The sequence below is a fragment of the Frankia sp. RB5 genome (assembly GCF_059816245.1).
Genome location: NZ_JCBATA010000025.1, coordinates 1 through 24563 on the forward strand (window position 1 = coordinate 1; position 24563 = coordinate 24563).

The 24563-nt window shown below is 72.4% G+C and carries 23 protein-coding genes; 11 read left to right on the forward strand and 12 right to left on the reverse strand.

Going from position 1 to position 24563, the window contains the following annotated elements; all coding sequences use genetic code 11:
• The first annotated feature begins 714 nt into the window (after positions 1-714).
• Positions 715-909, forward strand: coding sequence for a helix-turn-helix transcriptional regulator (locus AC6EXY_RS15445; RefSeq protein WP_243408155.1), 195 nt, complete (start codon positions 715-717; stop codon positions 907-909).
• A gap of 302 nt (positions 910-1211) precedes the next feature.
• Positions 1212-2234, forward strand: a complete 1023-nt coding sequence (locus AC6EXY_RS15450) for a tyrosine-type recombinase/integrase (protein ID WP_499817863.1) — start codon at positions 1212-1214, stop codon at positions 2232-2234.
• Positions 2235-2569: 335 nt separating this feature from the next.
• On the opposite strand, the gene AC6EXY_RS15455 is transcribed toward AC6EXY_RS15450, so the two are convergent.
• Positions 2570-3724: an acyl-CoA dehydrogenase family protein gene (locus AC6EXY_RS15455; RefSeq protein ID WP_101836302.1), complete on the reverse strand. Its 1155-nt coding sequence runs from the start codon at positions 3722-3724 to the stop codon at positions 2570-2572.
• A gap of 428 nt (positions 3725-4152) precedes the next feature.
• On the opposite strand from AC6EXY_RS15455, the gene AC6EXY_RS15460 reads away from it, so the two are divergent.
• Positions 4153-4671, forward strand: a complete 519-nt coding sequence (locus AC6EXY_RS15460; RefSeq protein ID WP_133150910.1) for a hypothetical protein — start codon at positions 4153-4155, stop codon at positions 4669-4671.
• A 62-nt stretch (positions 4672-4733) separates the two neighbouring features.
• On the opposite strand, the gene AC6EXY_RS15465 is transcribed toward AC6EXY_RS15460, so the two are convergent.
• The 4 genes from AC6EXY_RS15465 to AC6EXY_RS15480 all read right to left on the reverse strand — a co-directional run bounded on the left by AC6EXY_RS15465 (position 4734) and on the right by AC6EXY_RS15480 (position 8229).
• Positions 4734-5576: a DUF2889 domain-containing protein gene (locus tag AC6EXY_RS15465; protein ID WP_165818690.1), complete on the reverse strand. Its 843-nt coding sequence runs from the start codon at positions 5574-5576 to the stop codon at positions 4734-4736.
• A gap of 23 nt (positions 5577-5599) precedes the next feature.
• Positions 5600-6328 (reverse strand): urease accessory protein UreG, encoded by a 729-nt coding sequence (gene ureG / locus AC6EXY_RS15470; protein WP_101836304.1) that lies wholly within the window; start codon positions 6326-6328, stop codon positions 5600-5602.
• A 100-nt stretch (positions 6329-6428) separates the two neighbouring features.
• On the reverse strand, positions 6429-7517 hold the full coding sequence (gene tsaD / locus AC6EXY_RS15475; protein WP_101836305.1) for a tRNA (adenosine(37)-N6)-threonylcarbamoyltransferase complex transferase subunit TsaD: 1089 nt from the start codon (positions 7515-7517) through the stop codon (positions 6429-6431).
• A 175-nt stretch (positions 7518-7692) separates the two neighbouring features.
• Positions 7693-8229 (reverse strand): Fur family transcriptional regulator, encoded by a 537-nt coding sequence (locus AC6EXY_RS15480; RefSeq protein ID WP_101836327.1) that lies wholly within the window; start codon positions 8227-8229, stop codon positions 7693-7695.
• Positions 8230-8418: 189 nt separating this feature from the next.
• On the opposite strand from AC6EXY_RS15480, the gene def reads away from it, so the two are divergent.
• The 5 genes from def (at position 8419) to AC6EXY_RS15505 (ending at position 14465) form a co-directional block, all read left to right on the forward strand.
• A complete protein-coding gene (gene def, locus AC6EXY_RS15485) occupies positions 8419-8997 on the forward strand; it encodes a peptide deformylase (protein ID WP_101836328.1) in 579 nt (192 codons plus the stop codon).
• A 271-nt stretch (positions 8998-9268) separates the two neighbouring features.
• Complete coding sequence (locus AC6EXY_RS15490; RefSeq protein ID WP_499817861.1) at positions 9269-10237, forward strand: LLM class F420-dependent oxidoreductase; 969 nt, start codon at positions 9269-9271, stop codon at positions 10235-10237.
• Between the two features lie 84 nt (positions 10238-10321).
• A complete protein-coding gene (locus AC6EXY_RS15495; protein ID WP_243408157.1) occupies positions 10322-12277 on the forward strand; it encodes an FAD-binding oxidoreductase in 1956 nt (651 codons plus the stop codon).
• 8 nt (positions 12278-12285) lie between these two features.
• On the forward strand, positions 12286-13074 hold the full coding sequence (cobF, locus tag AC6EXY_RS15500) for a precorrin-6A synthase (deacetylating) (RefSeq protein ID WP_207770600.1): 789 nt from the start codon (positions 12286-12288) through the stop codon (positions 13072-13074).
• A gap of 305 nt (positions 13075-13379) precedes the next feature.
• The gene (locus AC6EXY_RS15505; protein WP_165818691.1) at positions 13380-14465 is read left to right on the forward strand and encodes a fatty acid desaturase family protein; all 1086 of its coding nucleotides are present in this window, start codon (positions 13380-13382) and stop codon (positions 14463-14465) included.
• Between the two features lie 458 nt (positions 14466-14923).
• Here the strand turns inward: AC6EXY_RS15505 and AC6EXY_RS15510 are convergent, their stop codons facing one another.
• On the reverse strand, positions 14924-16039 hold the full coding sequence (locus tag AC6EXY_RS15510; protein WP_499817860.1) for an endonuclease/exonuclease/phosphatase family protein: 1116 nt from the start codon (positions 16037-16039) through the stop codon (positions 14924-14926).
• Positions 16040-16119: 80 nt separating this feature from the next.
• Positions 16120-16494: a 2-oxoglutarate and iron-dependent oxygenase domain-containing protein gene (locus AC6EXY_RS15515; protein WP_499817859.1), complete on the reverse strand. Its 375-nt coding sequence runs from the start codon at positions 16492-16494 to the stop codon at positions 16120-16122.
• A 187-nt stretch (positions 16495-16681) separates the two neighbouring features.
• Between AC6EXY_RS15515 and AC6EXY_RS15520 the strand changes: the two genes are divergently transcribed.
• Positions 16682-17599 (forward strand): NAD(P)-dependent oxidoreductase, encoded by a 918-nt coding sequence (locus AC6EXY_RS15520; protein WP_101836309.1) that lies wholly within the window; start codon positions 16682-16684, stop codon positions 17597-17599.
• Between the two features lie 157 nt (positions 17600-17756).
• On the opposite strand, the gene AC6EXY_RS15525 is transcribed toward AC6EXY_RS15520, so the two are convergent.
• The 3 genes from AC6EXY_RS15525 to AC6EXY_RS15535 all read right to left on the reverse strand — a co-directional run bounded on the left by AC6EXY_RS15525 (position 17757) and on the right by AC6EXY_RS15535 (position 20285).
• Positions 17757-18356 carry a TetR/AcrR family transcriptional regulator gene (locus AC6EXY_RS15525; RefSeq protein WP_101836310.1) on the reverse strand — a complete coding sequence of 200 codons (600 nt, stop codon included), beginning with the start codon at positions 18354-18356 and terminating at the stop codon, positions 17757-17759.
• A 286-nt stretch (positions 18357-18642) separates the two neighbouring features.
• A complete protein-coding gene (locus AC6EXY_RS15530; RefSeq protein ID WP_165818692.1) occupies positions 18643-19080 on the reverse strand; it encodes a nuclear transport factor 2 family protein in 438 nt (145 codons plus the stop codon).
• Positions 19081-19124: 44 nt separating this feature from the next.
• Positions 19125-20285, reverse strand: coding sequence for an NADH:flavin oxidoreductase/NADH oxidase (locus tag AC6EXY_RS15535; RefSeq protein WP_499817858.1), 1161 nt, complete (start codon positions 20283-20285; stop codon positions 19125-19127).
• Between the two features lie 121 nt (positions 20286-20406).
• On the opposite strand from AC6EXY_RS15535, the gene AC6EXY_RS15540 reads away from it, so the two are divergent.
• Positions 20407-21042, forward strand: coding sequence for a PaaI family thioesterase (locus AC6EXY_RS15540; RefSeq protein WP_101836313.1), 636 nt, complete (start codon positions 20407-20409; stop codon positions 21040-21042).
• On the opposite strand, the gene AC6EXY_RS15545 is transcribed toward AC6EXY_RS15540, so the two are convergent.
• Both AC6EXY_RS15545 and AC6EXY_RS15550 read right to left on the reverse strand, forming a co-directional pair.
• A complete protein-coding gene (locus tag AC6EXY_RS15545) occupies positions 21030-21854 on the reverse strand; it encodes an enoyl-CoA hydratase-related protein (protein WP_499817857.1) in 825 nt (274 codons plus the stop codon). The two genes, AC6EXY_RS15540 and AC6EXY_RS15545, sit on opposite strands and share 13 nt — an antisense overlap.
• A complete protein-coding gene (locus tag AC6EXY_RS15550; RefSeq protein ID WP_133150911.1) occupies positions 21814-22728 on the reverse strand; it encodes an NADP-dependent oxidoreductase in 915 nt (304 codons plus the stop codon). The genes AC6EXY_RS15545 and AC6EXY_RS15550 overlap by 41 nt, the downstream gene beginning before the upstream one ends.
• A gap of 659 nt (positions 22729-23387) precedes the next feature.
• Here AC6EXY_RS15550 and AC6EXY_RS15555 point away from each other — a divergent pair.
• Positions 23388-24545 carry a type 1 periplasmic-binding domain-containing protein gene (locus tag AC6EXY_RS15555; RefSeq protein WP_207770601.1) on the forward strand — a complete coding sequence of 386 codons (1158 nt, stop codon included), beginning with the start codon at positions 23388-23390 and terminating at the stop codon, positions 24543-24545.
• Positions 24546-24563 lie beyond the last annotated feature (18 nt).

Below are 24563 nucleotides of genomic sequence, written 5' to 3' on the forward strand. Positions count from 1 at the left end.
AAGTCGACGCGGGAAACACGCCACCCGACACACCCGAGATCAGCGTGACACCCGAAGCCCTCACCGCATAACCTGAACCCAGATCACGCGGAGTCACTCTCCGTACACCACCCCCGTGGACGTGACCGAGGCCGGCACTCGGGCGCCGGCTCGGGGTCCTCCCCACGCCCGTGGGGGTGATCCGTGCCCGGCCGTCATCGCCTGCATCAGGCCACCGTCCTCCCCACGCCCGTGGGGGTGATCCGATCGACATCCCGCGCCCGCGGCGGGTACGTCGTGTCCTCCCCACGCCCGTGGGGGTGATCCGTCCTCCCGCGTGGGCGAGATGTACTGAGGTGAGCCATACGGTGCGGTCCTCCCTACTCCCGTGGATTCCGCTGGTAATGCGATCGACAGCGCGAGAGATTGGACTTGACTCGCGATGGACGGCGCCTGGTGTCGTGGTCCGTCCTCAGGGTGATGGGGTGATGCTGGGGACCAGGGGCGCGACCTTCCTCGCATGGGTCCGCATGCACTTCATGTGATGTGTCGGCGGGTCGAGTCTCGAAGGGTGTCCCGAGTGGTTCGGGTATTCCCGATCACGGCCGGGCGGCGGCGTTTCCGCGGGCGGTGGTCGCGCGGCCTGCGGGTGGCGGGGGCGCTGGTTCGGAGTCGGCTGGCCGGTCGGCGGCGCGTGGCCGTGGGAGTAGACAGCCTGGTGGGGCTGGTCAGCGGGTGTTGCTGACTCTTGATCAGGTGCTGGTGGAGTTGGGTGGGCCGGAGGGGCCGTTGCCGCGGTCGACGTGGCAGGACTGGCAGCGTAAGGGCACGGGTCCGAAGGTCATCAAGTTGCCGAACGGGCAGATCCGCGTTGCCCGTGATGATCTGAATGCGTGGCTTGATGGCCTGACCCGGGATCCGTCCCGGTGAGCGGGCACGGCTCCTCTCGGTCTGGCGGGAACGTCGGCGGCGGGGACGAGCCGCGGTCCACGTTTGATGTGCGGGTCTGGGCTGTGCGGGAGGTGAAGGGGAAGCGGCGGACGACGTGGCAGGCCCGGTGGTGGGTAGCCGGCCGGCCATCGGAGAACTCGCGTTCGTTCACAACGAAGGGGGCGGCGGAGGCGCGTCGCGCGGAGATCCTGACCGCGGTGAAGAAAGGGGAGGCGTTTGAGGTTTCCTCGGGTCTTCCGGTGCGGGAGGTGCTCGCGCGGCGGGCGGCGGAGCCGCCTGCGGTGGCAAGAACCTGGTTGCAGGTGGCGCGGGCGTTTGTGGATGCGAAGTGGGAGCAGGGGCAGGCCCCGGGGAGCAGGCGGTCGATCGCGAATGTGCTGACCGCGGTGACGGTGGTGCTGTTCGACGGTCCGGTTCCGGTGGAGGTGGAGGAGCTGGTGCGCGAGGCGCTGCCGGGCTGGTCGTTCAACACGGGTGCGCGGACCACGGTGGGGCGTGGTGGTGTTCGTCGGGAGGTGGCGCCGCCGCAGGGCTGGGCGGGGGTGGTGGCGTGGATGGAGGCGCACAGCCGGCCGGTCACCGATCTGGCTGATCCGGATGTGGTGCGCCTGGTGCTGGGTGCGTTGACCCGACGTCTTGATGGCAGGCCGGCGGCGGCGAACACGGTCATTCGACGGCGGCAGGTTTTCGAGATGGCGGTCAAGTACGCGGTGTCGCGTGGCGATCTGGAGGTCAATCCGCTGGTGGGTGCGGATTGGCAGGTGCCGCGCACGGTGGTCGAGGTCGACCGCAGGGCGGTCGTCAACGCCGAACAGGCCGGCCGTCTGTTCGCGGCGGTCGCGCGGCGGGCCCCGGAGCTGGAGGCGTTCTTCGCGACGATATACCACGCCGCGGTCCGCCCCGGTGAACTGCAGGAGTTGCGCCTCGACCAGCTGACCCTGCCCGTCTCGGGGTGGGGTGAGGTGCTGCTGGAGGCGAACAACCCGGAGATCTCACCACGCTGGTCCGATAGTCCGCACGGGCCGCGCCAGGCCCGCGAGCTCAAACATCGGGCGAAGGGCGAAGTGCGGCCGGTGCCGCTCAATCCGCGGCTTGTCGCCGTTCTGCGCCGGCACATCGACACCTTCGGGGTCACCCCGGACGGGCGGCTGTTCCGGTCTGGACGCGGGAACGCGGTGAAGGCGACCCGCTACCTGCAGGTGTGGCGGGAGGCCCGCAAGGAGGCCCTGTCGCCGGCCGAGCAGGCATCACCGCTGGCCCGCGGCCCTACGACCTGCGGCACGCCGCGGTGTCGGGCTGGCTGAACGCCGGCGTCCCCGTCACCCAGGCAGCCGCGTGGGCAGGCCACTCGGTGCGCGTCCTGCTCCTCGTCTACGCCCGCTGCATCGTCGGACAGGACACGATTGCCAAACAGCGCATCGACGCCGCCCTGGCCACTTGGGTCGAGTCGGCGGAGGCTCCCGGAGCCTCTGCACAGGCGCCCGGAGTCGCCGAGGCGCCCCGTTCTCATCCGCGCCCTATCCGCAGCGGGCCGGAAACAGTCGGACCGAACCAGACTCAGCCGGACAGCATCCCGGCGCCGGCCGAGCCGCCGCCACCACCCGAACTGGGCCTGTGACCTGCGAAAACACTGTGCTGGTCAGGGGCGGGCGAGGTGGCGGGCGATCACCATCCGCTGGATCTGATTCGTGCCCTCGAAGATCTGCATGACCTTGGCTTCGCGCATGTAGCGCTCCACGGGGTAGTCCCTGGTGTAGCCGGCGCCGCCGAAGACCTGGACGGCGTCTTCGGTGACCTTCATGGCGGCGTCGGTGGCGACGAGTTTGGCGATGCTGCACTGGCGGCTGGCGGGCAGGCCGGCGTCGCGGCGGCGGGCGGCGGCGAGCATGGTGGCGCGGGCGGACTCGACGGCGGCGGCCATGTCGGCGAGCAGGAAGCCGAGGCCCTGATGGTCGATGATCGCCCTGCCGAACGTGTGGCGCTGCTTCGCGTAGGCGACGGCGTCGTCGAGGGCGCGCTGGGCGAGGCCGACGGCGGCGGCGGCGATGCCGAGACGGCCGGCGTCCAGGGCGGACAGGGCGATGCGCAGACCGTCGCCCTCACCGCCGATGAGGCGCTCGGCGGGGACGGGCGCGTCGTCGAAGACGATCTGGGTGGTGGGGGAGGCGGTCAGGCCCATCTTGCGTTCCGGGGGCTGGATCCGCAGGCCGGGGGTGCCGGCGTCGACCAGGAAGCACGAGACGCCGCCGGTGCGGTCGTCGGCGCGGGTGCGGGCGAAGACGGTGTAGAAGTCGGCGATGCCGCCGTGGGTGACCCACGCCTTCGTTCCTGACAGCAGCCAGCCGGCACCGGACGGGTCGGGGCGGGCGGCGGTGGTCATCGCGGCCGGATCGGAGCCGGCGTGCGGCTCGGACAGGCAGTAGGCGCCGAGGGTGCGGCCGCCGAGCAGCCAGGAGAGCAGGGCGTCGCGCTGTGGCTCGGTGCCGTGTTCGGCGAGGGGGTAGGCGCTCAGGCTGTGCACGCTGACACCGACGGCGAGCGACGCCGAACGGTAGCCGATCTCCTCCAGGACCTGCAGGTAGACCTCGTAGGACTGGCCGCCGCCGCCATAACGCTCGGGGTAGGGCAGCGCGAGCAGGCCGGCCTCGCCGAGGGTCGTGACGACCTCGCGGGGAAAGCGCGCCTGGGCCTCGTCCTCGACGACGCGGGGCTCGATCTCCTTCGCGGCGATGGTGCGCGCGAGGTCGAACAGCGCGCCGGCCTCGGGGGAGGGAGGTGTGCGGTCGGCCGGCATCGGGCGCCTCCCGGGCGGAGCCATCGGCGGGACGACGCTGACAGTACCGTGACCGTGGGGCGGGGTGATCGGGCCCGGGTGCCGCCGGGCCGAACACGGGCGCCTCGATGAGACGGCCTGTCCCTGCGCAGGAACTCTCCCGGCAATGGGCGGAGCGGGTCATAGCGGGCAGTGGGCAACCGGTCCGGAGCACCCGGTCGAAAAGGGTAACGATCCGTCCTGTGATCGTGCAGACTTCCCTCTGCGCGGAGAATTCGGGGTAATTCACCCCAGGGCCTTCTCGGAACAATGTACGCCGACCTTGTTCGGTCTGGCGTCACAGCGATTTCGGCGGTAGGCGAACGTCTGGGCCTGTTTCGTGTCGGGGATGGTCCGGGATTTCTTCTGCGTCCTTGCAAAGTCGGTGGATTTCACGGGTGGGAGCGACGATGCATCCATTTGATGCCAACGCGGGCGACACGGTGGCCAACGCGAACGTCTCGGCGAACGGGGTACCGGGCCGGTCGGTCAGCGTGCGGACGGCACTGGGCAGCCGGGTGGTGGCCTGGCAGCCGGCCGCCACGGTCGCCGTCAACGACCAGCGGTTCTTCTGCCACGGCTACGGCTTCGGCACGTCCTATCTGGCCTTCGGGGCGGTCGGCGGGTACACGCTGTTCGGTTCGAGCGTGCCGCAGGTGCTCGCCGACGAGTACCGCAAGATCGGTGAGGTGCCGACGGCCGCCGGCCTGCAGGCCAACGACGTGCTCGTCTGGTGGTCCAAGGAGCCGTACCACTCGGCCCTCGTCCACACGCCGGTCTACACCCCCACCGGCGCCCTCGACCCGGCCCAGACCCTGGTGAACTCCAAGACGGGCACGGGCGCGCTGCGGGTCGCGGTCGCCCTCACCGACGTCAAGACCGAGGACTATCCCGGCGTGTTCCGCATCGAGGTCTACCGCCGCGCCTGACCCGGCAGGCCGCGGCGGGGCTGCCCGGGGCGGGGGCGGCGCGTCCCGGCCGGGACGCGCCGTCAGCCGACCGGGTCCTGCTGGCGGGCCTGCTCGAACGCGGCGAGGACGGGCGCGGGGTAGGCGTCGACGCCGGGGATCCAGCCGGCGGCGAGCTTGCGCGAGGCGACGCCGTCGGACGCCCAGATGTGGCAGCTGGCAGCGCCGGGCGGCGGGCCGACCGGTTGTTTCCCGGCCTCGGCCGCCGCTGGCGCGGACGCCTGCTCGGCGCCGCGCGGGGGCGGCGGGGTCCGCGTGCCCCGCACACCTCCCGGGCGGCTGTCGCCCGCTACGGCCACCGCCTCGCCGGTCGGCGCGCCAGTGGCGGTGGGGGCACCGCCGGCGGGAGTGGCAGCGGCGGCGCCCGGGGTGGCAGCGCCAGGGATGATGGGTGCTGCGGCTGCGGCTGCGGCTGCGGGCCGAGGCGGGGGTGCGGTGGCGGGGTCGAGGGTGACGCCGAGCCGGCGCACGGCGCGGGCACCCATCGTGGCCTGCATGATGGCGGGGCCGGCGGTGCGGGCGAGCTCGTGCAGGTGGGCGCAGCCCTCGGCGCCGCCGATGTGCTCGCGCAGGGCGCGGGTGAATCCACCGCGCACCGACAGGCCGACGAGACGCTGCAGGTTCGGGTTGATCAGCGGGCACTCGGCGTGCGGGTAGGCGTTCATCCGCGGCTCGACGGCGACGATGCGCAGGTCGTCCTGGCGTACGTGCAGGTCGAGTTCGATGTCGTGCATGACGACGCGGTCGGCGTCGGGATGCCAGGGGCGGATGTCGCGCAGCCGAGTCCGGACGACGAACACGTCATCGTCGTCGTCGGTGTACACCTCGATGTCGATCGACCGGCGGTGCAACAGCGCGGCTGCCATCGTGGCGTGTCCCCTCCCGCTCGTCACCCAGCGGCGGACGGCACGGTGGTCTGCCGGGTGCCGCCCGGTGCCAGGTCGGCGAGCTGGGTCAGCACCCAGGTTGTCACGTCGGCGGCGCGCGGGTCGGCCGCGAGTGACGTGAACAGCACCGGGCGGGTTCCGCGGGCGGCGGCGGCGTCGCGGGCCATGACGTCGAGGTCGGCGCCGACGAGGGGGGCCAGGTCCGTCTTGTTGATGACCAGCAGGTCGCTGGAGGTGACGCCGGGGCCGCCCTTGCGCGGGACCTTGTCGCCGCCGGCGACATCGACGACGAAGATCTGCCGGTCGACGAGGCCGTAGCTGAACGTCGCGGTGAGGTTGTCGCCGCCGGACTCGACGAGGACCAGGTCGAGCGGGCCGGTGTCGGCCTCCAGGTCCTCGACGGTGTCGAGGTTGGCGGTGATGTCGTCGCGGATCGCCGTGTGCGGGCAGCAGCCGGTCTCCACCGCGCGGATGCGGGCGGTGTCGAGGACGCCGGCCCGGCGCAGGAAGTCGGCGTCCTCGGTGGTGTAGATGTCGTTGGTCACCACACCCAGGCGCAGCGTCCCCGCCAGCGACCGGCACAGGGCGGCGACCAGCGCGGTCTTGCCGCTGCCGACCGGGCCGCCGATCCCGATCCGCGGTGCCCGGCCGAGGGGGGATGACGCGCAGGCGGGCGCGCCACCGCCGCCGGAGACGTGCGGGTTCAGGTCGTGGTCGTGGCCGAGGTGCATCGTCGTTCTCCCTGGGAGATCGGGTCCGGTCTGGTCCCGCAGGGGCGTCGTCGACCCGTGGGCTGGGCTGGTCCGGCGCGGGTGCGGCGCCGCGCTCGGGTCAGGCCGCGTGGGCGGCGGGGGTGGGCAGGCCGAGCTGGGCGTGGTCGAGGAAGGCGCCGGGCATCGCGGCCAGGTCCGGGGGGGATGGCGCGGCGCCGGCGCGGACCAGCAGATCGCCGAGCGCGGCGATCATGACGCCGTTGTCGGTGCAGCGCCGGCGCGCGGGCACCCGCAGGCGGATACCGGCCTCCGCGCAGCGCGACGCCGCGAGCTCGCGCAGCCGGCTGTTCGCCGCCACCCCGCCGACGACGAGCAGGTCGGCGATGCCGTGGTCGCGGCAGGCCCGGATCGCCTTGGCCGTCAGCACGTCGACGACCGCCTCCTGGAACGAGGCGATCACGTCACCGGGCGGCACGTCGGAGTCGGGATGCGACTCGGCCCAGCGGGCCACGGCCGTCTTCAGCCCGGAGAACGAAAACGTGTACGGAGCGTCGGTGCGCCCGGTCAGCGGCCGGGGGAACGCCAGCGCCGCCCGGTCATGCCCGACGGCCGCCCGGTCGACCGCGGGACCACCCGGATAGGGCAGGCCGAGGACCCGGGCGACCTTGTCGAAGCACTCGCCGGCGGCGTCGTCGAGAGTGTCGCCGAGGTGGACGATCGGGTCGCGGGCGAGGTCGCCGACGCGCAGCAGCGACGTGTGCCCGCCGGAGACGATCAGCGCGATCAGCGGATTCGGCAGCGGCTCGCCGTCGACGAGGTCGGCGGCGAGATGGCCGGCGAGGTGATGGACACCGAAGAGCGGCACGCCGAGCGCGGTGGCGTAGGCCTTCGCCGCCGACACGCCGACGTGCAGCGCGGTGGCGAGGCCGGGCCCGGCGGTGACGGCGATGGCGCCGATGTCCGCCGGGCGCAGGCCGGCCGCGTCCAGCGCGGAGCGCACGCAGGGGACCAGCGACTGCACGTGTGCCCGTGCGGCGATCTCGGGCACGACGCCGCCATAGCGGGCGTGCTGGTCCATGCTCGTCGACAGCGCCTCGCCGAGCAGCACGCCGTCGCGCACCAGCCCGACGCCTGTCTCGTCGCAGGACGTCTCGATGCCCATCACCACGGGACCGCCCGTGCCCACCGGACCGTGCTGCGCCGGCATTCCCCGCGGCCTCCTTGCCTGCTCGTGTGCCTGCTCGTGCGTCCCTGGCCTGTGTGCCTGGCCTGTGTGATCTGCCTGCTTCGTGGTGCCCTGCCCGCTCGGCGGCCCGGCCAGCCGGTGGTGCGCCGTGCCTGCGCAGGGGCCGATTCTGCTCGCGGGGCTACGCCTGTCGAGCCTACGCCGGGGCGGCGGCCCCGCCGTCGCCCGCGGCACGCGCGTCGGCGCACGATCGGCACAGGCCGGTGAGCGCGGCGTGGTCCGGCTGCAGGCGGAAGCCGACGGTGGCGGCCAGCCGGGCGGCGACGTCGTCGAGCAGGTCGGCTGGGACGTCGGCGATCTCGCCGCAGCGGCGGCAGCGGGTGTGCAGGTGAGCACCGCCGGTGAGAGCGGCGGCCAGGTGGTAGACGGCCGGCCCGTGCGCGGGGTGCACGTGGGTGATCAGGCCGACCTCGCCGAGGGACTCCACCGCCCGGTAGACGGTCGTGCGGTGCATGCCGGGCACGATCTCGTCCGCGCGGGCCAGCACCTCCTCGGCCGACAGGTGCTCGCTGGTTTCGGCGAGCACGCGCAGCACGGCGCGGCGAGCCGGGGTGACCCGCTCGCCGCGGGCGCGCAGCCGGGCGATCCCAGCGGCGACGAGGGCGTTGTCCTCCTCGCCGCGGCGCCCGCCGGCGGCAGTGCGCTGCGCGCTCCCCGGGCCCTGGTCGGGCATGGCGTCCACCTCCGACGAAACGTTCGCGTGTGGCGGCGCGCTCCCGGCTCCGCCTGCCGATCATCGCGTACCGGCCGCGGTGTGCGCCCGTCAGGCGCGTCGCCGCGGGGGAGTGCCGCGGGGGAGTGCCGCGCGGGAGTGATGGTGCGAGGACACGGTGGTGCGGCGGGTTGTGACAGAGTGTCCGGCATGGCCGTGCTTCCCATCCGCACCGTCGGCGACCCGGTGCTGCGCACCCCGGCGGAGCCGGTCACCCGGTTCGACGCCGCGCTGGACCGGCTCGTCGCGGACATGATCGACACGATGTACGACGCCCCGGGGGTGGGGCTCGCCGCGCCGCAGATCGGCGTGGGCCTGCGGGTGTTCGTCTTCGACTGTGACTACGACCCGCGCGACCTGGCCGTGCCCCGGGTGGCCCGCACGGTCGTCAATCCGGTGCTGACGATCGTCGACGACGGCGCGCGGCAGGATGGTTCCGAGGGCTGCCTGTCCGTGCCCGGCCTGCACTTCCCGACCACCCGGGCGCTGTGCGCGACGGTCCGCGGGGTGGACGCGGCGGGTGCGCCGGTCGAGTACGCCGGCGAGGGGCTGCTCGCGCGCTGCTTCCAGCACGAGGTCGACCATCTCGACGGCATGCTCTACCTGCAGCGGCTGACCGGTGACGCCCGCACGGCCGCCGCGCGGGCGCTGCGTGAGCCACCGCCGGACGCGGCGCGGGTCCAGGCGGCCGGCGACGAGCTGCGGGCCCTGCGCCGCGCCGAGCACTGACCGGGCATCGAGCCCAACGCGAGAGACGGCGGACGGCCTGCTCCCGGCTTCGGGGGCGCGGTGCGCCGGGGACGCGGCGGGCGACGGCGGTGGCCGGGCGCGGGGAGAGGCGTGAAGGGGCACGGCCGGGCGGGCTATCGTGACATCCTTCGTTCGCTGGCGCGCCGTCGTGGTCGTGGTCGTGCCGGGAGCGGGTAACGGCGGGTGGGGGCAGGGCCGGCGAGGCGGGACGGGGGCGCTCGCGTGCGGCGAGGACGACGGTGAGTGAGGGGTGACCGTGACCGAGATCTCCGGCGGGCCGTACAAGCGGCCGTTCCGGTTCAACATCCAGTGCTCGTCCCCGGAGCGGGTCGATCCCGCCTCGTGGGCCGCGCTCGCCCGGCAGGTCGAGGACCTCGGCTACGCAACACTCACCGTCTCCGACCATCTCGACGAGCAGGTCGCCCCGATCGCCGCGCTCATGGCCGCCGCCGACGCGACGACGACGCTGCGCATCGGCGCGATGGTGTTCAGCAACGACTACCGGCATCCGGTGGTGCTCGCGAAGGAGGCCGCGACGCTCGACGCGCTGTCCGGTGGCCGCTTCGAGCTCGGCCTCGGCGCCGGCTGGATGACGTCGGACTACCAGCGCGCCGGCCTGCCGCTGGACCCGCCCGGGGTGCGCATCGCCCGCCTCGCCGAGTCCCTCGCCGTCATCAAGGGCATGTTCGCGCCGGAGCCGCTGTACTACGACGGGCGTTACTACCAGGTCGACGGCCTCAACGGCACGCCGAAGCCGACGCAGCGGCCGCACCCGCCGATCGTCATCGGCGGTGGCGGGCGGCGCTTGCTGACCCTGGCCGCGCGCGAGGCGGACATCATCGGGCTGAACATGAACATGGCCGGCGGGGTGATCGACGCCTCCCTCGGGCCGAACGCGACGGCCGCCGCCACCGAGGAGAAGATCGGCTGGATCCGCGAGGCCGCCGGCGCCCGCTGGGACGAGCTGAGCCTGCAGGTCCGCATCCACCTCGCGATCGTCACCGAGGACCGGCACCAGATCGCCGAGCAGCTCGCCGCCGGGTTCGGGCTGACCACCGAGCAGGCCCTGGTCACCCCGCACGCCCTGGTCGGCTCGGTCGACCAGATCTGCGACGATCTGGTGGAACGCCGGGAGCGCTTCGGCCTGTCCACCCTCGGGGTCGCCCTCGACGCGCTCACCGACCTCGCGCCCGTCGTCGCCCGCCTCGCCGGAACCTGACCGCCCGCCACCGCCGCCCGTCACCCGCCGTCCGAGCTGTTTCGCCATCGTCCGAGCTGTTTCGCCGTCGTCAAGGAGCCTTCGTTGGTCGAGCACATGAAGTGGTGGGGCTGGGGGCGGGAGAGCGTCTCGTTCAGCCACGGCGACAAGCCGGAACTCGCGCCGTTCATCCGCACCCACATCGGGCTCGACATCACCCGCCCGCCGGCCCAGGCGCCGGCGTTCGCGGACCTCGACGTGGCCGAGCCGACGCTCCCAGAGCCGCTGCGCGCCGCGCTGGTCGAGGCCGTCGGTGCCGAGCACGTGCACACCGACACCCTCGACCGGGTGATCCACGCGTACGGAAAGAGCCTGCGGGACCTTGTCCGCATCCGCAACCAGGACCTCGGCCGGCTGCCCGACGTGGTCGTCTACCCCGGCGACGAGGACGCGGTGCGCGCCGTGCTCACGGCCGCCCTGGACGCCGACGCGGTCGTGATCCCGTTCGGCGGCGGGACGAACATCTCCGGCAGCCTGGAGGCGCCGCGCGACGAGATCCGGCCGGTGATCTCCGTCGACCTCGGCCGCCTCGACCGGGTGCTCGACGTCGACACCGACGCGCGCCTGGCCCGCGTGCAGGCCGGGGCGCTCGGCCCGCACCTGGAGGAGCAGCTCGGCGCCCAGGGCTGGACGCTCGGCCACTTCCCGGACAGCTTCAGCCATTCGACCCTCGGCGGCTGGATCGCCACCCGCTCCTCGGGGATGCAGTCGGACAAGTACGGCGACATCGCCGAGATCACCCGGGCGGTGCGGGTCGTCACCCCCGCCGGGGTGCTCGTCACCCGGCCGGTGCCCAGCCAGTCCACCGGGCCGAGCGTGCGCGAGATGGTGCTGGGCAGCGAGGGCCGGCTCGGCATCATCACCGAGGCGACCGTGCAGGTCCACCGGGTGCCCGAGGAGCGGGTCATCCTCGGCTACTTCTTCCCGACCTGGGACGACGCGCTCGTCGCGATGCGGGAGATCGCCGAGAGCGAGGCGCAGGTGACCGTCACCCGCGTCTCCGACGCCAACGAGACCCGGTTCTCCTTCGCCACCCGCAAGAAGGGCTCGCTCGCCTCCGGGCTCGTCTCCTCGGGGATGAAGCAGTACCTGCGCCGCGTGCGCAAGTGGGACCTCGAGCAGATGTGCCTGTCGTTCATCGGCTTCGAGGGCAGCGCCGGGCATGTGCGCGCCCAGCGCAAGCTCGTCGGGGAGATCGTCGGGCGCCACGGCGGGCTGTGCGTCGGCACCGGCCCCGGCCAGCTCTACGACCAGAAGAAGTTCGACACCCCCTACATCCGCGACTTCCTGCTTGGCCAGGGCGCGGTGGCGGACGTGTCGGAGACGGCGACGAGCTGGTCGACGCTCGCCCCGCTCTACCGCGGTGTGGTCGCCCGGGCCAACAAGGCCTTCGAGGAGATCGGCGTCAAGGGGTGGATCATGTGCCACCTCTCGCACTCGTACCACTCGGGTGCCTGCCTGTACTTCACCTTCGCCTACGCCACCCCGATCACCCTCGACGCGATCGTCGGCTACGACACGGTGAAGTCCGCGATCCAGCAGGGTTTCATCGACCTCGCCGGCACCCTGTCGCACCATCACGCCGTCGGCGTCGAGCACGCCTCCTGGCTCGCCGACGACATCTCGCCGGCGGGCGTGAGCCTGCTGACCGCCCTGTTCGACGGCGTCGACCCCGGCCGCAACCTCAACCCTGGCAAGATCATCCCTGCCGGCTCGCCGCCCGCGCTGTCCCCCGCCTTCGTGGCCCACGCCGTCGAGACCGCCGTCATCGACGCGGTGGTCGACGCGGGAGTGGTCGACCAGGCGGCGGGCACCGAGGCGGAGTTCGGTGCGGCGGAGATCGCGGCGGCGCGGGTTGTCAAGGCGGAGGCCGTCGAGCCGGCGGTGGTCGAGGCACGGGTGTCCACCGAGTCCCCCGCCGAGCCGGCGGCGTCCGCCGAGCCGTCGGAGGCGGCGGGGGGCGTCGGAGCCGCTGCGGCGGCCGGTCGGGCCGCGGGCTAGGCGAGCCGGTGCGGACGATCCTGGTGATCGGGATCGGCGCCGGCGATCCCGACCAGCTCACCCTGCAGGCGGTGCGGGCCCTGGGCCGCGCGGACGTGTTCTTCGTCCTCGACAAGGGCCCGTCCGCAGCCGATCTGGTCGCCCTGCGCCGCCAGATCCTCGACCAGCATCTCGTCCCCGACAGCTACCGGATCGTCGAGGCCGCCGACCCGCGCCGCGACCGCGACCCCGGTAACACCGCCGGCTATGGCGTGGCGGTCGATGACTGGCATGCCCGCCGCGCCGAGCTGTACGAGCGGATGATCACGGACGAGGTGCCGGAGGACTGCGTCGGCGCGTTCCTCGTCTGGGGGGATCCGTCGCTGTACGACAGCACACTGCGGATCCTCGAGCGGGTCGAGGCGCGCGGCGCGGTCGCGTTCGACTGTGAGGTCATCCCCGGGATCACCAGCGTGCAGGCGCTCGCCGCCCGCCACCGCCTGGTCCTCAACCGCGTCGGCGGTCCGGTCACGATCACCACCGGTCGCCGTCTCGCCGAGGACGGCTTCCCGCCCGGCGTCGACGACGCCGTCGTCATGCTCGACGCCGGCACCGCGTTGCGCGACCTCGACGACCCCGACCTGCACATCTACTGGGGCGCCTACCTCGGCACCGACGACGAGCTGCTGCTGTCCGGCCGCGTCGGCGACGTCGGCGGCTCCATCGCCCGCACCCGCGCCGACGCCCGTCGCCGCAAAGGCTGGATCATGGACGTCTACCTCCTGCGCCGCGACCCCCCGCCCGCGCCGTCTCCGTGAACCGTACCCGTCGTGCGACAATGCGCGGCGAAACGGCGTCTGACGGCCAAATTCTGGCTGACGAGTTCGTCGAATTCATGACGAATCCGACGATCGCGCGCTCCACCGGCTGGGCATTGCTGCCACACTGACGGGCAGGAAACGTCGGGCCGGGCACGGCTCGGTAGCGGCCAGGGTGGCGGCGTCATCCGGGTCGGTGTTCATGATGATTCTACCGCGCGGAAATGCCACGTCCAGCCCTGATCGGCAGGCCTGGTGGAACGGTTTCCCGTGGGCCGGGTCGGTATTGCTCGAGGAGCGTATCCATGGCAAGCCTGGTGGAGGTCCGGTCGGCGCAGAGTCTCACGACGGCGGACGACCGGGGACGTAACGCGGAACTGCTGGCGCTGGTGCGCGCCGCCGGGCTCATGGACCGGAATCCGGCCTACTACGGGTGGTGTCTCGCGGCGGACTGGGCGTTGCTCGTCCTCGGCTGGGTCGCCTTCGTTCTTGTCGGACGGTCGTGGTGGCAGCTGGGAGTCGCGGTCGTGCTGGGAGTGGCCTTCACGCGCATCGGCTTCCTCGGGCATGACGCCGGCCATCGTCAGGTGTTCCGGTCGCGGCGGGGCAACGACATGCTGGGCCTGCTGGCGACGAACGTCGCGATCGGGCTGAGTTTCGGCTGGTGGGTGGACAAACATCGGCGCCATCACCTCAACCCCAATCACGAGGGCCTCGACCCGGACATCGAGAACAAGGTGGTCGCGTTCTGTCCGCGGCCGGCGGCCGGGCGCGGACGGCTTGCCCGGCTCGCCGTCCGGTTCCAGGTACCGGTCATCTGCCTCGCCATACCCATGCAGGCCACCGCCCTGCACCTCAAGAGCGCGCTGTTCCTGGCGCGGCGGGGGAGTCGCCACCGCGCGCTCGAGATTCTCGGGCTCACCCTGCACCTGGCTGTGTACGCCGGGCTTGTCGCCACCGTGCTCGATCCGCCGCGCGCCTTCGTGTTCGTCCTGGTGCAGCAGGGGGTGTTCGGCACCTGTTTCGCGCTGGTCGCCGTGCCGAACCACACCGGACTGCCGATTGTGCGGGGTGCTCCGCGGGCGGACTTCGTCTGGCGGCAGGTGGTGACCGCCCGCGATATCGACGGAGGCTGGCTCGTCGACTATCTGTACGGCGGGCTGAACCACCAGATCGAACATCATCTGTTCCCGAGCATGCCGCGGCGGGCCCTGCGCGGGGCGCGGCCGCTGGTGGCGGAGTTCTGCCGGTCCCACGACATTCCCTACGCGCACACGTCGGCGCTGGAGTCCTACCGGCAGGCGTTCGGCTACCTGCACGACGTAGCCAGGATGAGGATCGCGTCCGCGTCGGGCCAGCGCACAACGGAACGTCGGACGGCCTCGCGGTGACGGTCGAGGTGGTCATTTGGGGCACATGTTCACCACAGGTAACCGTAGTAGCCGGCTACGGTTCGTATGCTTGCTGTGTCGTACGTCATAATTACAGGCCAGACTGGTGACGTGGCTGACTATGACCTCACCCGACTCGGGCCCGCCGAGTTCGAACACATGGTGCAGGCGCTCGCCGCGAGGCTGCTGCGCGATCCGGCTCCTCGACATCCCGAACTCAGACTGGGCCGTGGCGTCGGCCTTCACCACCCTGCTGCGGCAGTGGCTCCAGCACCGGCCGGTCGGCCGGCACGCGCTCGCCGCCTACGCGCCCCACCTCCCCGGCCACGCTGCGAGAGGCGCGCAGCGGCCTCGTTGACCCAGAGTCCGGACCGTCCAGGTAGGCAGGCGAGCACAGGTAGGCAGGCGAGCAGCGGCCGGAACCGGGAGACCGGGGAGATCGGGGCGGGGAGGAGCGGTCAGCGCGACAGGTCGAGGTCGGCGTAGATGGCGGCGTGGTCGGAACCGGCGTGCACCTCCTTGGTCATCGTGTCGTAGATCGGCCAGAGCGTGCCCCGCTTGCCACCCCAGACGCCCCTGCGGAAGATGCCGCCGCCGGTCGCCGCCGCGTACAGCGCGGGGGACAGCAGCACGTAGTCGATCTTGCAGCGGGCGGTGCAGTAGCCGTAGGTGCCCGGCCGGCCGCCGTCGTCGAAGGCGGGATGCTCGCTGATGTCGTGCAGGTCGGTGTCGCGCAGCAGTGGTGCCAGCGGATCGCTGTCCGGGGTGTCGTTGAGGTCGCCGAGCACGACGACGTCGCGCAGGCCGTCGTCGACCAGGCCGCGGTAGATCTCGGCGATCCGCTGTGCCTGCCGGCGGCGCAGGGCGTCGGAGGCGACCTTGCCGCCGTAGCCCTTGCTCTTGAGGTGGTTGACCAGCACGACCAGCGGCCGTCCCGCCGGCGTCCGGAGATGATATTCGGGGCAGTCCCGGCTGAAGATCCGACCGTGCGCGTCGGTGTCGTCGACGTGGCTGCGCTGCCCGGTCAGCCGGTACCCGGCGGCGGCCAGGATGCCGACGTCGATGCCGCGTTCGTCGTTGCCCTCGACCATCATGACCTGCGGATACCGCGGTCGGCCCGCGACGAGCAGGCTTGCGTCGGTGAACCGCTTGAGCGCGATCCGGTTCTCCGCCTCGATCACGCCGAGCACGTCCGCGGCGACGTCGTGCATGACCCGGGCGGTGTTGAGCATGGCCTGCTCGTCGACCCGGTCTGTGGTCAGCTCCACCCAGCCGATCCAGTCACCGCGCCCGCCGGCGACGATCTCGACCGTGCCGTCACGCTTGCGTCGGAGTAATCTCCCGCGGTTCTGCCGCAGCCGGGCGAAGCGAGCGCTGTCACTGGTGAACAGGCCGAGTCGACGTAGCAGCCGCAGAATGCCGGCTCTGATCTCGGCGGTGCACTCCGGCTCCTCCAGCAGCGCGCAGATCTGCTCGAACGCCTCCAGCGCCGGCCGCCCCGCCGCCCACGTCGGCTGCTCCAGCACCCGAGCCCGGTTGAACAGGTTCTCCACGTTGTAACTGGCGATCCGCACCCGGACTCCCCGGGCCGCCCGCGAAGCGCGCCGGCCGGAACGGCCGCGGGCGGAGACGCCACGGAATGGCCCGAACCCATTCAACCGTGGCGCCTGGCACCCGCGGCCTGGTTTCGTCGATCGCCGTGGGTCGTCGCCCGCATTGTGTGGTGGGCTGGGCGCGAGGCAGTAGCTCTCCGAGCGGCCCGCCGCGGCCGCCTGCGCCTCGCCGCCGAGCGGCACGGAGTCGCGTCGCGGCACGCGGTGCTCCCGGGCTCTCGGCTGCGGTCCTTCACCAAGGCCGGCAGGGCGAAGAACCGCGCAGATACCGTCAGCGCACGTTCGATCATCTCGGCCGGTATTTCGTGGTCGACGATGCCGAAGAATCCCAAGGAACGGCAGGCGGTGTCGATCTCGTCGGCGAGACGGTGCAGTGACGCGGGATCATTCTCCGATATTCCGCGCAGTGACAGCACCGGTACGCCCGACGGGTTCCGACCTCGTCGGACCGGCGCGGCAAGCTGGCCGCCACGGCCGCCCCTGAAGCGGCCCGCATCCTATACTGGTGCCTCGGCCAATGCTTCGGCCGATGGTCGCCCGTGGACCATGTCCGCGACGGCCGGCTCTGTTGGTGAAACCTCGGTGTAACGGGAGCGTCCAGCTATGCGGGTTGCCTTTGTCGGTCTCGGGAACATGGGTTTCCCCATGGCGGGCCACATAGCGCGGGCGGGCTTCTCGACCGTCGTTCACAACCGCACGGCGAGAACGGCGTCACGGTGGGTCGAGGAGTACGCGGGGCGGGCCGCCGACTCGCCGGCGCAGGCCGCGGCGGGCGCACGGGTCGTGTGTCTGTGCGTGGGCGCGGACGACGACGTCCGCGAGGTCACCGTCGGCGCGGACGGGGTGCTTGCTGCCCTGAACCCGGGCGCGGTGATCGTGGATCACACCACCACCTCGGCCGAGGTGGCGACCGAGATCGCGGCGCGGGCGGCGGCCGTCGGCGTCGGGTTCGTCGACGCGCCGGTGTCGGGCGGGCAGGCGGGCGCCGAGGCGGGGCGGCTCAGCATCATGTGCGGGTCCGAGCCGTCGGTACTGGAGACCGTCCGGCCGGTACTCGAGTGCTACGGGTCGACGATCACCAGGATCGGGCCGGTGGGCAGCGGCCAGCTGACCAAGATGGTGAACCAGATCCTCGTCGCCAGTGCGATCGAGGGCGCCGCGGAGGCGATCAACTTCGCCGCCGCCGCCGGGCTTGACACCGACCTCGTGCTCGCGGCCGTCACCGGGGGAGCAGCCAGCTCCTGGTACCTGGCCAACCGCGGGCACACGATGGTCCGCGACGAGTTCGACTTCGGCTTCGCCGTCGACTGGATGCGCAAGGACCTGCGGATCTGCCTGGCCGAGGCGGCGCGGCGCGGAATCCCGCTGCCGCTGACGGCTATGGCGGAGGGCGACTACCAGGCAGCGCAGGACCGCGGCGACGGCAAGCTGGACGCCACCGCGGTGATCCGGCTGCGCCGCGCCGAGACCGAGGCGAGGGCGACCGACGCCGACGGCCCCGCCCCGTCGCCCGCCCCCTGACGCCTGGTCCTGCTGCAGGTGCCTGCCCGGGGCGCGCGATGATCGCCGTCGCCGGCGGCACATCGTGGCAGTTTCCTGGCAGGTTTGCGGGCTCCTCGGGCGGCGATGCCCGCGGCTGCCGCCACCGGGCATGGGCCGTGTCCCCGGACGGGGATCGTCAGCCGGCGCTTCGCAGGCCGACCATCCGGCGCGCCAGCTCGAGGAAGTCGGCGGTCAGCACGTCGAGCCCGAACGGGCCGGCCGGGTCGTACCAGCTGGAGATCGCGGTCAGCGAGGACAGGATGGCGTTGCGTGTGATCCGGGGGTGGGTGAGGTCGAACACCCCGTCCGCGGCACCGTCGCGGAGGATGTCGGCGAGGATCACGTCGAACCTGTCGCGCAGGCGCATGTACGCCTCCTGCCGATCATGCGTGAGCGACCGGACCTCGATGCTCGCGATGAAGGTCTCCTCACGCCGGACGACATGCCACCGCACCAGCGTGCGGACGTAGGCGTCGAGGCGGTCGACCGGTTCCTGGAGACCGTCGAGGTTCTGCTCGAGGTCGACGATGATCTCGTCCAGCAGGTCGACCAGGAGCCGGTGCAGGAACTCCTCCTTGCTGGCGAAGTAGTAGTACAGCGATCCCGGCTTGAGTCCGGCCGCCTCCGCGAGCTGCCGGGTGTTCATGGCTTCGAAGCCATGCCGGTAGAGCAGATCCACCCCGGCCGCGCGCACGCGCTTCCAGGTCTCGTCCCGGTTGGACCCCGCGACTCTCACGCCCTCACCTTTCTCGCCGGCCGTGGCGGCGCGACGATGACGTCCCGACGGCGGTGCCCGGTCCGATCATGGCCGACAGGCCCGCGACGGGCCCCTCCAGCCCCTTTCACACCAACGACCCGAGGATAGGACAGTTGTCGGGACCGGCCGGACCGACTCGACGCCCACCGCGTCACCGGCCCGGCCGTCGACGGGCACGGCACCGCTGTCCGCGGGGAACGGGCCCGCCGGGAGCGGCGCCGGTCGGGAGCGGCGTCCGCGGGCGGCGGTGTCCGCGCACACGGCGTCAGGGGCGCGCCTGCACCGATGCCGGGTGCCGAAGAGCCACCTCGATGCCGTCCGAGACCAGCCATCTCCGCACGATTCGCCGCCAGATCTTCCACTCCTCGCCCACCAGTCGGTACTCGTCGTCGTAGGTGGCCGCCACCAGGGTCGGCCGGTCGTCATGGTCGACGCAGACCGCGAAGGAGTCACTCACCCCGGTCGCTGATCCGGTGCCCGTCCGGGTCACCACCTGGTTGGTGGTCCAGTGATGTGTGGACACGTACGCCGCGCGCACGAAGTCCAGGGCGGACGCGAGCTCGGCGTGGCCGCGGAAGCGCCCCGCTCGCCGACCGATGACGTACTCGCCGTCGGCATGCCAGACAGACAGGAACGTCGCCTGGTCGGCCTGGTCGACGCCGTGACAGTACCGGGCACCGAGCTCCACGCACCGGGTGCGCACCCAGAGTTCCTCGACGCGGTCGGCTGTCCGCCGCGGGTCGGCCATCACCGCGTGCCGCCGGGCCGCGCGTCCCGGGCGAGGCGGTCGAGCTGCCGCTGCCGTTTGGCCAGCCAGGACCGGCTCTGCAGGGGCAGGAGGTCGAACCGGTCGGCGGCGTCGTACTGGCCGAGCTCCTCGCGCGCGCGGATCGGCCAGCTGGGCTCGGCCAGCGCCTGCCGGCCGAGCGCGACCAGGTCCGCGTGGCCGTCCCGCACGATGGCGTCCGCCTGCGCCGGTTCGGTGACCAGGCCCACCGCGACGGTCGGCACACCGGCCCGGGCCCGGACCTCGCTGGCCCAGGCGACCTGGTAGCCGGGACCCATGACGTGGGTGTAGGCGCCGCCGTAGCCACCGGAGGAACAGTCGACCGCGTCCACGCCGAGCTGGCGCAGGCGCCGGGCGAACTCGACGGTCTGCTCGATGCCGATGCCGATGCCGATGCCGTCCGCGCCGTTGTCGACGGCCGCGACGCGGACCAGCAGTGGCCTGGTGTCCGGCCAGGCCGCCCGGACGGCCTCGACGACCTGGAGGGGGAAGCGCATCCGGCCCTCGAGGGAGCCGCCGTAGGCGTCGTCCCGGGTGTTGCTCAGCGGTGAGAGGAAGGAGTGCAGCAGGTACCCGTGTGCCATGTGCAGTTCGATGGCGTCCGCCCCGGCCCGGTGCGCGCGCTCGGCGGCGGCGCCCCAGAGGTGGAGCTGCGCGGGCAGCTCCTCCGACCGCAGCGAGACGGGCCGCTGCCACCCGTCGAGGTACGGCGCGTCGGTCACCGACCGGATGTCCCAGCGGCCCGCGGCGGGTCGATCCGCCTCGGACGCCCACGGCGGGAGGGTGGCCGCCTTGGGTCCGGCGTGGGCGAGCTGGATCCCGAAGCACGCACCCGCGTCGTGGACGCAGTCCGCGATCCGGCGCAGCGGCCCGATCTGGTCGTCGCGCCACAGTCCGAGATCACCGTAGGTGAGGCGGCCCTCGTCCGCGACCGCGGTTGCCTCGGCCATGACCAGACCGAACCCCCCCATGGCGAAGCGTCCCAGGTGGACCAGGTGGTGGTCGTTCGCGAGCCCGTCGGTGGCGGAGTACTGGCACATCGGCGAGACTACGATGCGATTACGTAAAGTGACGCCGCGAAGGGTGAACTCGTCGAACAGACGACCCTGGGTCCGACTCATCCGACGCCTCCCTGGGGTTAGATTCTATCGAGCGACCGCTAGATAACGTAGGTCGCCGCTCCACGTTCGTCAACAGAGCGACGTGGATCGCACACGACACGACCCTGCGAGGGAGAGCGACATGCGTGACCCGGCTGGTGCCGTTCCGAGGGCGCGTGACCGCGCGGCCTACCGGCGTGTCGTCGACCGGGCCGCGCGCATCCTCGACCAGCTGGCGGTCCTCGCGCCTGATGCCGACACGATGCGCCGCTGCGAGGCGGCCCTGGCGGGGGTGGAGGTCGCCCTGCGGGTGCTGCCCACCCTGCCGGAGGACGTGACGGCACCCGCGCACGCGCCGGGAAACCCGAGGTTCCAGCCGGCGGAGCGGGGGCTCGTCCCGGCGTACGCCGTGGCCGAGAGCGACGGCGGGCGGCTGTCCGGGCAGGTGCGGTTCAGCCCGCGTTTCGGCGGCACCGCCGCCGTGCACGGCGGTGCGCTCAGCCTGTTCTTCGACGACGCCCTCGGCAGGGTCGCCAACGCCGCGGTGACGGGCGGCGTCGCCCGCACCGCGTTCCTGCGGGTCGACTACCGCAGCCCGGCACCGCTGGAGGTCGCGCTGTCCTGCCGGGTCTGGATCGAACGGGTCGAGGGCCGCAAGGGTTTCGTACGCGGCGAGATGCGCCACGGCGAGACGCTGACGGCCGAGGCGGCCGGCCTGTGGATCGCCGCCCGCCCGTACGCGTTCCGGCAGCCCGCACAGGGCTGTCACGCCGAGTAGTTGGCCGGGCGGCGCTCCAGGGTCGCCCGGCGCGCCTCCAGCGAGTCGGGATGACCCGACAGCTCCCGGGTGAGGCCCTGCTCGAAGGTGTAGCCGGGCTGCAGGTCCATCACCTCGATGGCGTTGAGGCTCCGTTTCGCCATCCGGATCGCCGCCGTGCTGTGCCGGACGATACGGGCCGCGTGCGCCCGGGCCAGGGCGACCACGTCGTCCGGCGAGGTCGTCGCGACGACGGAGCCCAACGCCACCAGCCGGTGGACGTCGACGGGCTCGCCGGTCAGGTACATCCAGCGCACGATCGGCTCGGGCACCAGGCGTGCGAGGTGGCGGGCGCCGCCCATGATGCCGACCCCGATCTCCGGGGTGCCGAACCGGGCGTCCTCGGCGGCGACCACGAAGTCGCACGAGGCGGCGATCGCGAGGCCGGTGCCCACGGCCGCCCCTCGCACCGCGCCGACGACGGCGGTCGGGCAGTCCTGGATGGCGAAGAAGGCGGCGCGGACCTCGGCCATCCGCTCGTCGGAGTTCTCCGGGGACAGCGTCGCGAACTCGTGCAGGTCGTTGCCCGCGCAGAAGTGGCGGCCGCGGCCGGCGAGCACGATCGCCTTCGCGCCGGGCAGGTAGCGCTCGGGCTGCGAAAACAGCGCCTCCAGCTCGCGGTACATGGCCTGGGACACCGAGTTCACCGGCGGGCGGGCGAGCCACACGGTGGCGATGGCGTCCCCGATCTCCAGGTCGAGGTGTGCGAACCGGTGCCCGTCGAGCACCGGTTCACCGGTGGTCGGGGATGAGGACGACGTTGCGTTGACCATCGTGCTCGAACTCCTTGTGCGCGGCGTGAACGTCTGTCATGGGCAGGACGCGGGGCGTCTCGAGCGTGAGGGCGCCGGCGCGGACGAGCTCGACCAGCTCCGCGAGCTGCGCACCGGACTCCTGGGTGATCAGAACGGCGCGCGACAGGGACCGGCGCGCGAGCACCTCCCGCGTCGGCAGGCGGTCGGGCACCAGGCCGAGGTAGCGGCCGCCGTCGGCGAGCGCCGAGGAGAAGTCGCCGCCGGCTGCGTCGATGACCACGTCGACCGGGCGCGGCGGGGCCTGGCCCACGTGCGGGATGATCAGGTCGTGGACGGGCAGGCGATCCACCTGCTCCGGGCGCCGGACCAGACCGTGGACCCGCACGCCCCGCCGGAGCAGCAGCTGGACGACGAGGCGACCGACCGAGCCGCCGGCCCCGGCGACGAGGACCTCCGCACCCGGTGCCGGGTCCACCCGACGGACCGCCTGGTAGGCCGTGAGGCCGACGAGGGGGAGCCGCGCCAGCGGGACGGGGTCCAGCTCGGCGGGGAGGCGGGCGACGCCGGCGCGCGGCAGGCACACCCGTTCCGCCCAGGTGCCCCGGCCGGTGAGCGCCAGGGCCGACATGGCGAGCACCCGGGTGCCCACCGGCAGGTCGGCCACCTCCCCGCCCGTCCCGACGACCGTTCCGACCAGGTCGTAACCCAGGGTGAAGGGAAAGTCCCCCCGCGCCGGCATGACGGCTCCCGTCCGGATCTTGACGTCGGCGGGGTTGATGGACGTCGCGATCGCCTCGATCGCCACCTCGTCCGGGCCTGGCGCCGCGTCCTCGACCGACTGGAGGAGCAGGGACTCGATGCCACCAGGGGCGGTCAGGCGGATCGCGAGCATCACGGCGTCCCTCGTTCGACGGATAAATCGTGCGACCGTTCGAATCTAGCGCAGACGGCTCCGTGCCGCACTCCGCGACCACAGTCCGCACTCCGCGCCCGCGGCTCGCGCGCGAGCCGGTTGCGGGGGGTGGGGCGGCCGCGGCTGGTGGGTCGGCGGCGCGGTACGGGGCGCGAACCGGCTTCCTGCGCGCCGCGGATTGCCGGCGGCCGCCAGGGGCCGGTGATATCCGGGCGATATTCGCCGGTGCGATGCCGAGCGCTCCGCGGTGTCCGCGCGGAAGAACCGCGGCGGTCCGCCGCCGTGGTTCCCGGCCCCGGGTGAGAACACCTGGGGATATATCCCTCCATGCCCGCGCATGGTGTGCAACCGGCGTATTCCCCGCCGTCGTGGCGGCCGGCGCCTATCGGAGGAGTTCCGCTCACCTCGCGTGCCGCCCACCTGTGCCGCGCGACAACGGATCGCACCAGAACACGTGAGCAACCAGGTGTTTTCACCTGAGACACAGGTCACCGGCAATGGCACAGTCGTCGACACCACGGCGGCGCCATCCGGCATATCAGACATAAAGGATCCGGTCTCGTGCCCACGCCGGCGGCGCCGTCATCCGGGCCATGGGCCGACGGTTCCGCCTCACCTGTAGTCATCGGAGGAACGCAGTGCGTGTTAGAAGAAGGGCAGCCCTCGGTGCGGTGGCGCTGGCCACGACACTCCTGAGCGTCGCCGCGTGCGGCTCGAGTGGCTCAGGCGGCGATACGGCGTCACCCGGCACCGCCGCGTCGCAGGGCGCGTCCTCGTCGACGCAGGCGGACGCGGCGGCTTACCTCGCCAAGGTCGTCGCGGCCCCCCAGGGGATCGGGTACTCGACACCGATCACCAAGAGGGCGCCGAGTGGGCTCAGGGTCGTCGTCCTGGAGGCGAACGTGCCCATCGCCCGGCGGATCGACGAGGAACGCGCCGCGGCCGCTGCGGCGCTGGGCTGGAAGTTCTCGAAGATCGTCATCGGCACGGGTGCGGAGGACGCGGCGAAGGCGATGTCGCAGGCGCTCGACCAGAAGCCGGACTTCATCTTCGAGGCCGGCTACAACATGTCGGCGTTCGGTGATCAGGTGGCCCGCGCCCAGAGCCAGGGCGTGAAGATCATCGCGCAGTGCATCACCGACAAACCGTCCGGCCCGCTCATCGCCGTGGACTGCGACCTGCGCTCGACCGACCTCATGGCCAAGGCCTCGGCCGCCTACATCGCGACGCACGGCAACGGTCACGACGTCATCCAGCTGCTGTCGTCGACGTCGTTCCCCATCGATGACTACTACGGGAAGTCGCTGGCCACCCAGCTCAGGCCCTGGTGCCCCAAGTGCCAGGTGAAGACGGTGTCGTTCCAGCTCTCCGACCTCGGCACGAAGCTTCCCGGCATGGTCGTCAGCGCGATCCAGCGCGATCCCGACACCACCTACATCGTCTCGTCCTTCGGGGACGCCATGACCGGCCTCGAGCCGGCGCTGGCGGCGGCCGGCCTGTCCGGCAAGGTCAGGATCGGCGGCTACCTGCCCGGAGTCGACCAGTACCAGGGCCTGCGCGACAACAAGCAGGTCTTCTGGGCCCAGGACCAGGCGCCGATCGCCGGCTGGCGGGAGATGGACATCGCGGTCCGCGCCGCGGTCGGTGACCCCATCAGCACGGTGACCGACACGGCGCCGGTGTCCCAGGTGCTCACGTCGGACAACATCGGCGCCGCCTCGTTCGACAGCGCGGGCTTCTGGCTAGGGGTGAAGGACTTCGCCGACATCTACAAGAAGCTCTGGCTGCTCGCCTGACGCCGTACCGCCGGCGTG

Coding starts and splice junctions, on each gene's coding strand:
- AC6EXY_RS15455 (WP_101836302.1), bottom strand. CDS start 3,724: ATGCCGGCCGACCGCACACCTCCCTCCCCCGAGGCCGGCGCGCTGTTC.
- AC6EXY_RS15460 (WP_133150910.1), top strand. CDS start 4,153: ATGCATCCATTTGATGCCAACGCGGGCGACACGGTGGCCAACGCGAAC.
- AC6EXY_RS15465 (WP_165818690.1), bottom strand. CDS start 5,576: ATGGCAGCCGCGCTGTTGCACCGCCGGTCGATCGACATCGAGGTGTAC.
- ureG (WP_101836304.1), bottom strand. CDS start 6,328: ATGCACCTCGGCCACGACCACGACCTGAACCCGCACGTCTCCGGCGGC.
- tsaD (WP_101836305.1), bottom strand. CDS start 7,517: ATGCCGGCGCAGCACGGTCCGGTGGGCACGGGCGGTCCCGTGGTGATG.
- AC6EXY_RS15480 (WP_101836327.1), bottom strand. CDS start 8,229: ATGCCCGACCAGGGCCCGGGGAGCGCGCAGCGCACTGCCGCCGGCGGG.
- def (WP_101836328.1), top strand. CDS start 8,419: ATGGCCGTGCTTCCCATCCGCACCGTCGGCGACCCGGTGCTGCGCACC.
- AC6EXY_RS15505 (WP_165818691.1), top strand. CDS start 13,380: ATGGCAAGCCTGGTGGAGGTCCGGTCGGCGCAGAGTCTCACGACGGCG.
- AC6EXY_RS15520 (WP_101836309.1), top strand. CDS start 16,682: ATGCGGGTTGCCTTTGTCGGTCTCGGGAACATGGGTTTCCCCATGGCG.
- AC6EXY_RS15535 (WP_499817858.1), bottom strand. CDS start 20,285: ATGAGTCGGACCCAGGGTCGTCTGTTCGACGAGTTCACCCTTCGCGGC.
- AC6EXY_RS15540 (WP_101836313.1), top strand. CDS start 20,407: ATGCGTGACCCGGCTGGTGCCGTTCCGAGGGCGCGTGACCGCGCGGCC.
- AC6EXY_RS15545 (WP_499817857.1), bottom strand. CDS start 21,854: ATGGTCAACGCAACGTCGTCCTCATCCCCGACCACCGGTGAACCGGTG.
- AC6EXY_RS15550 (WP_133150911.1), bottom strand. CDS start 22,728: ATGCTCGCGATCCGCCTGACCGCCCCTGGTGGCATCGAGTCCCTGCTC.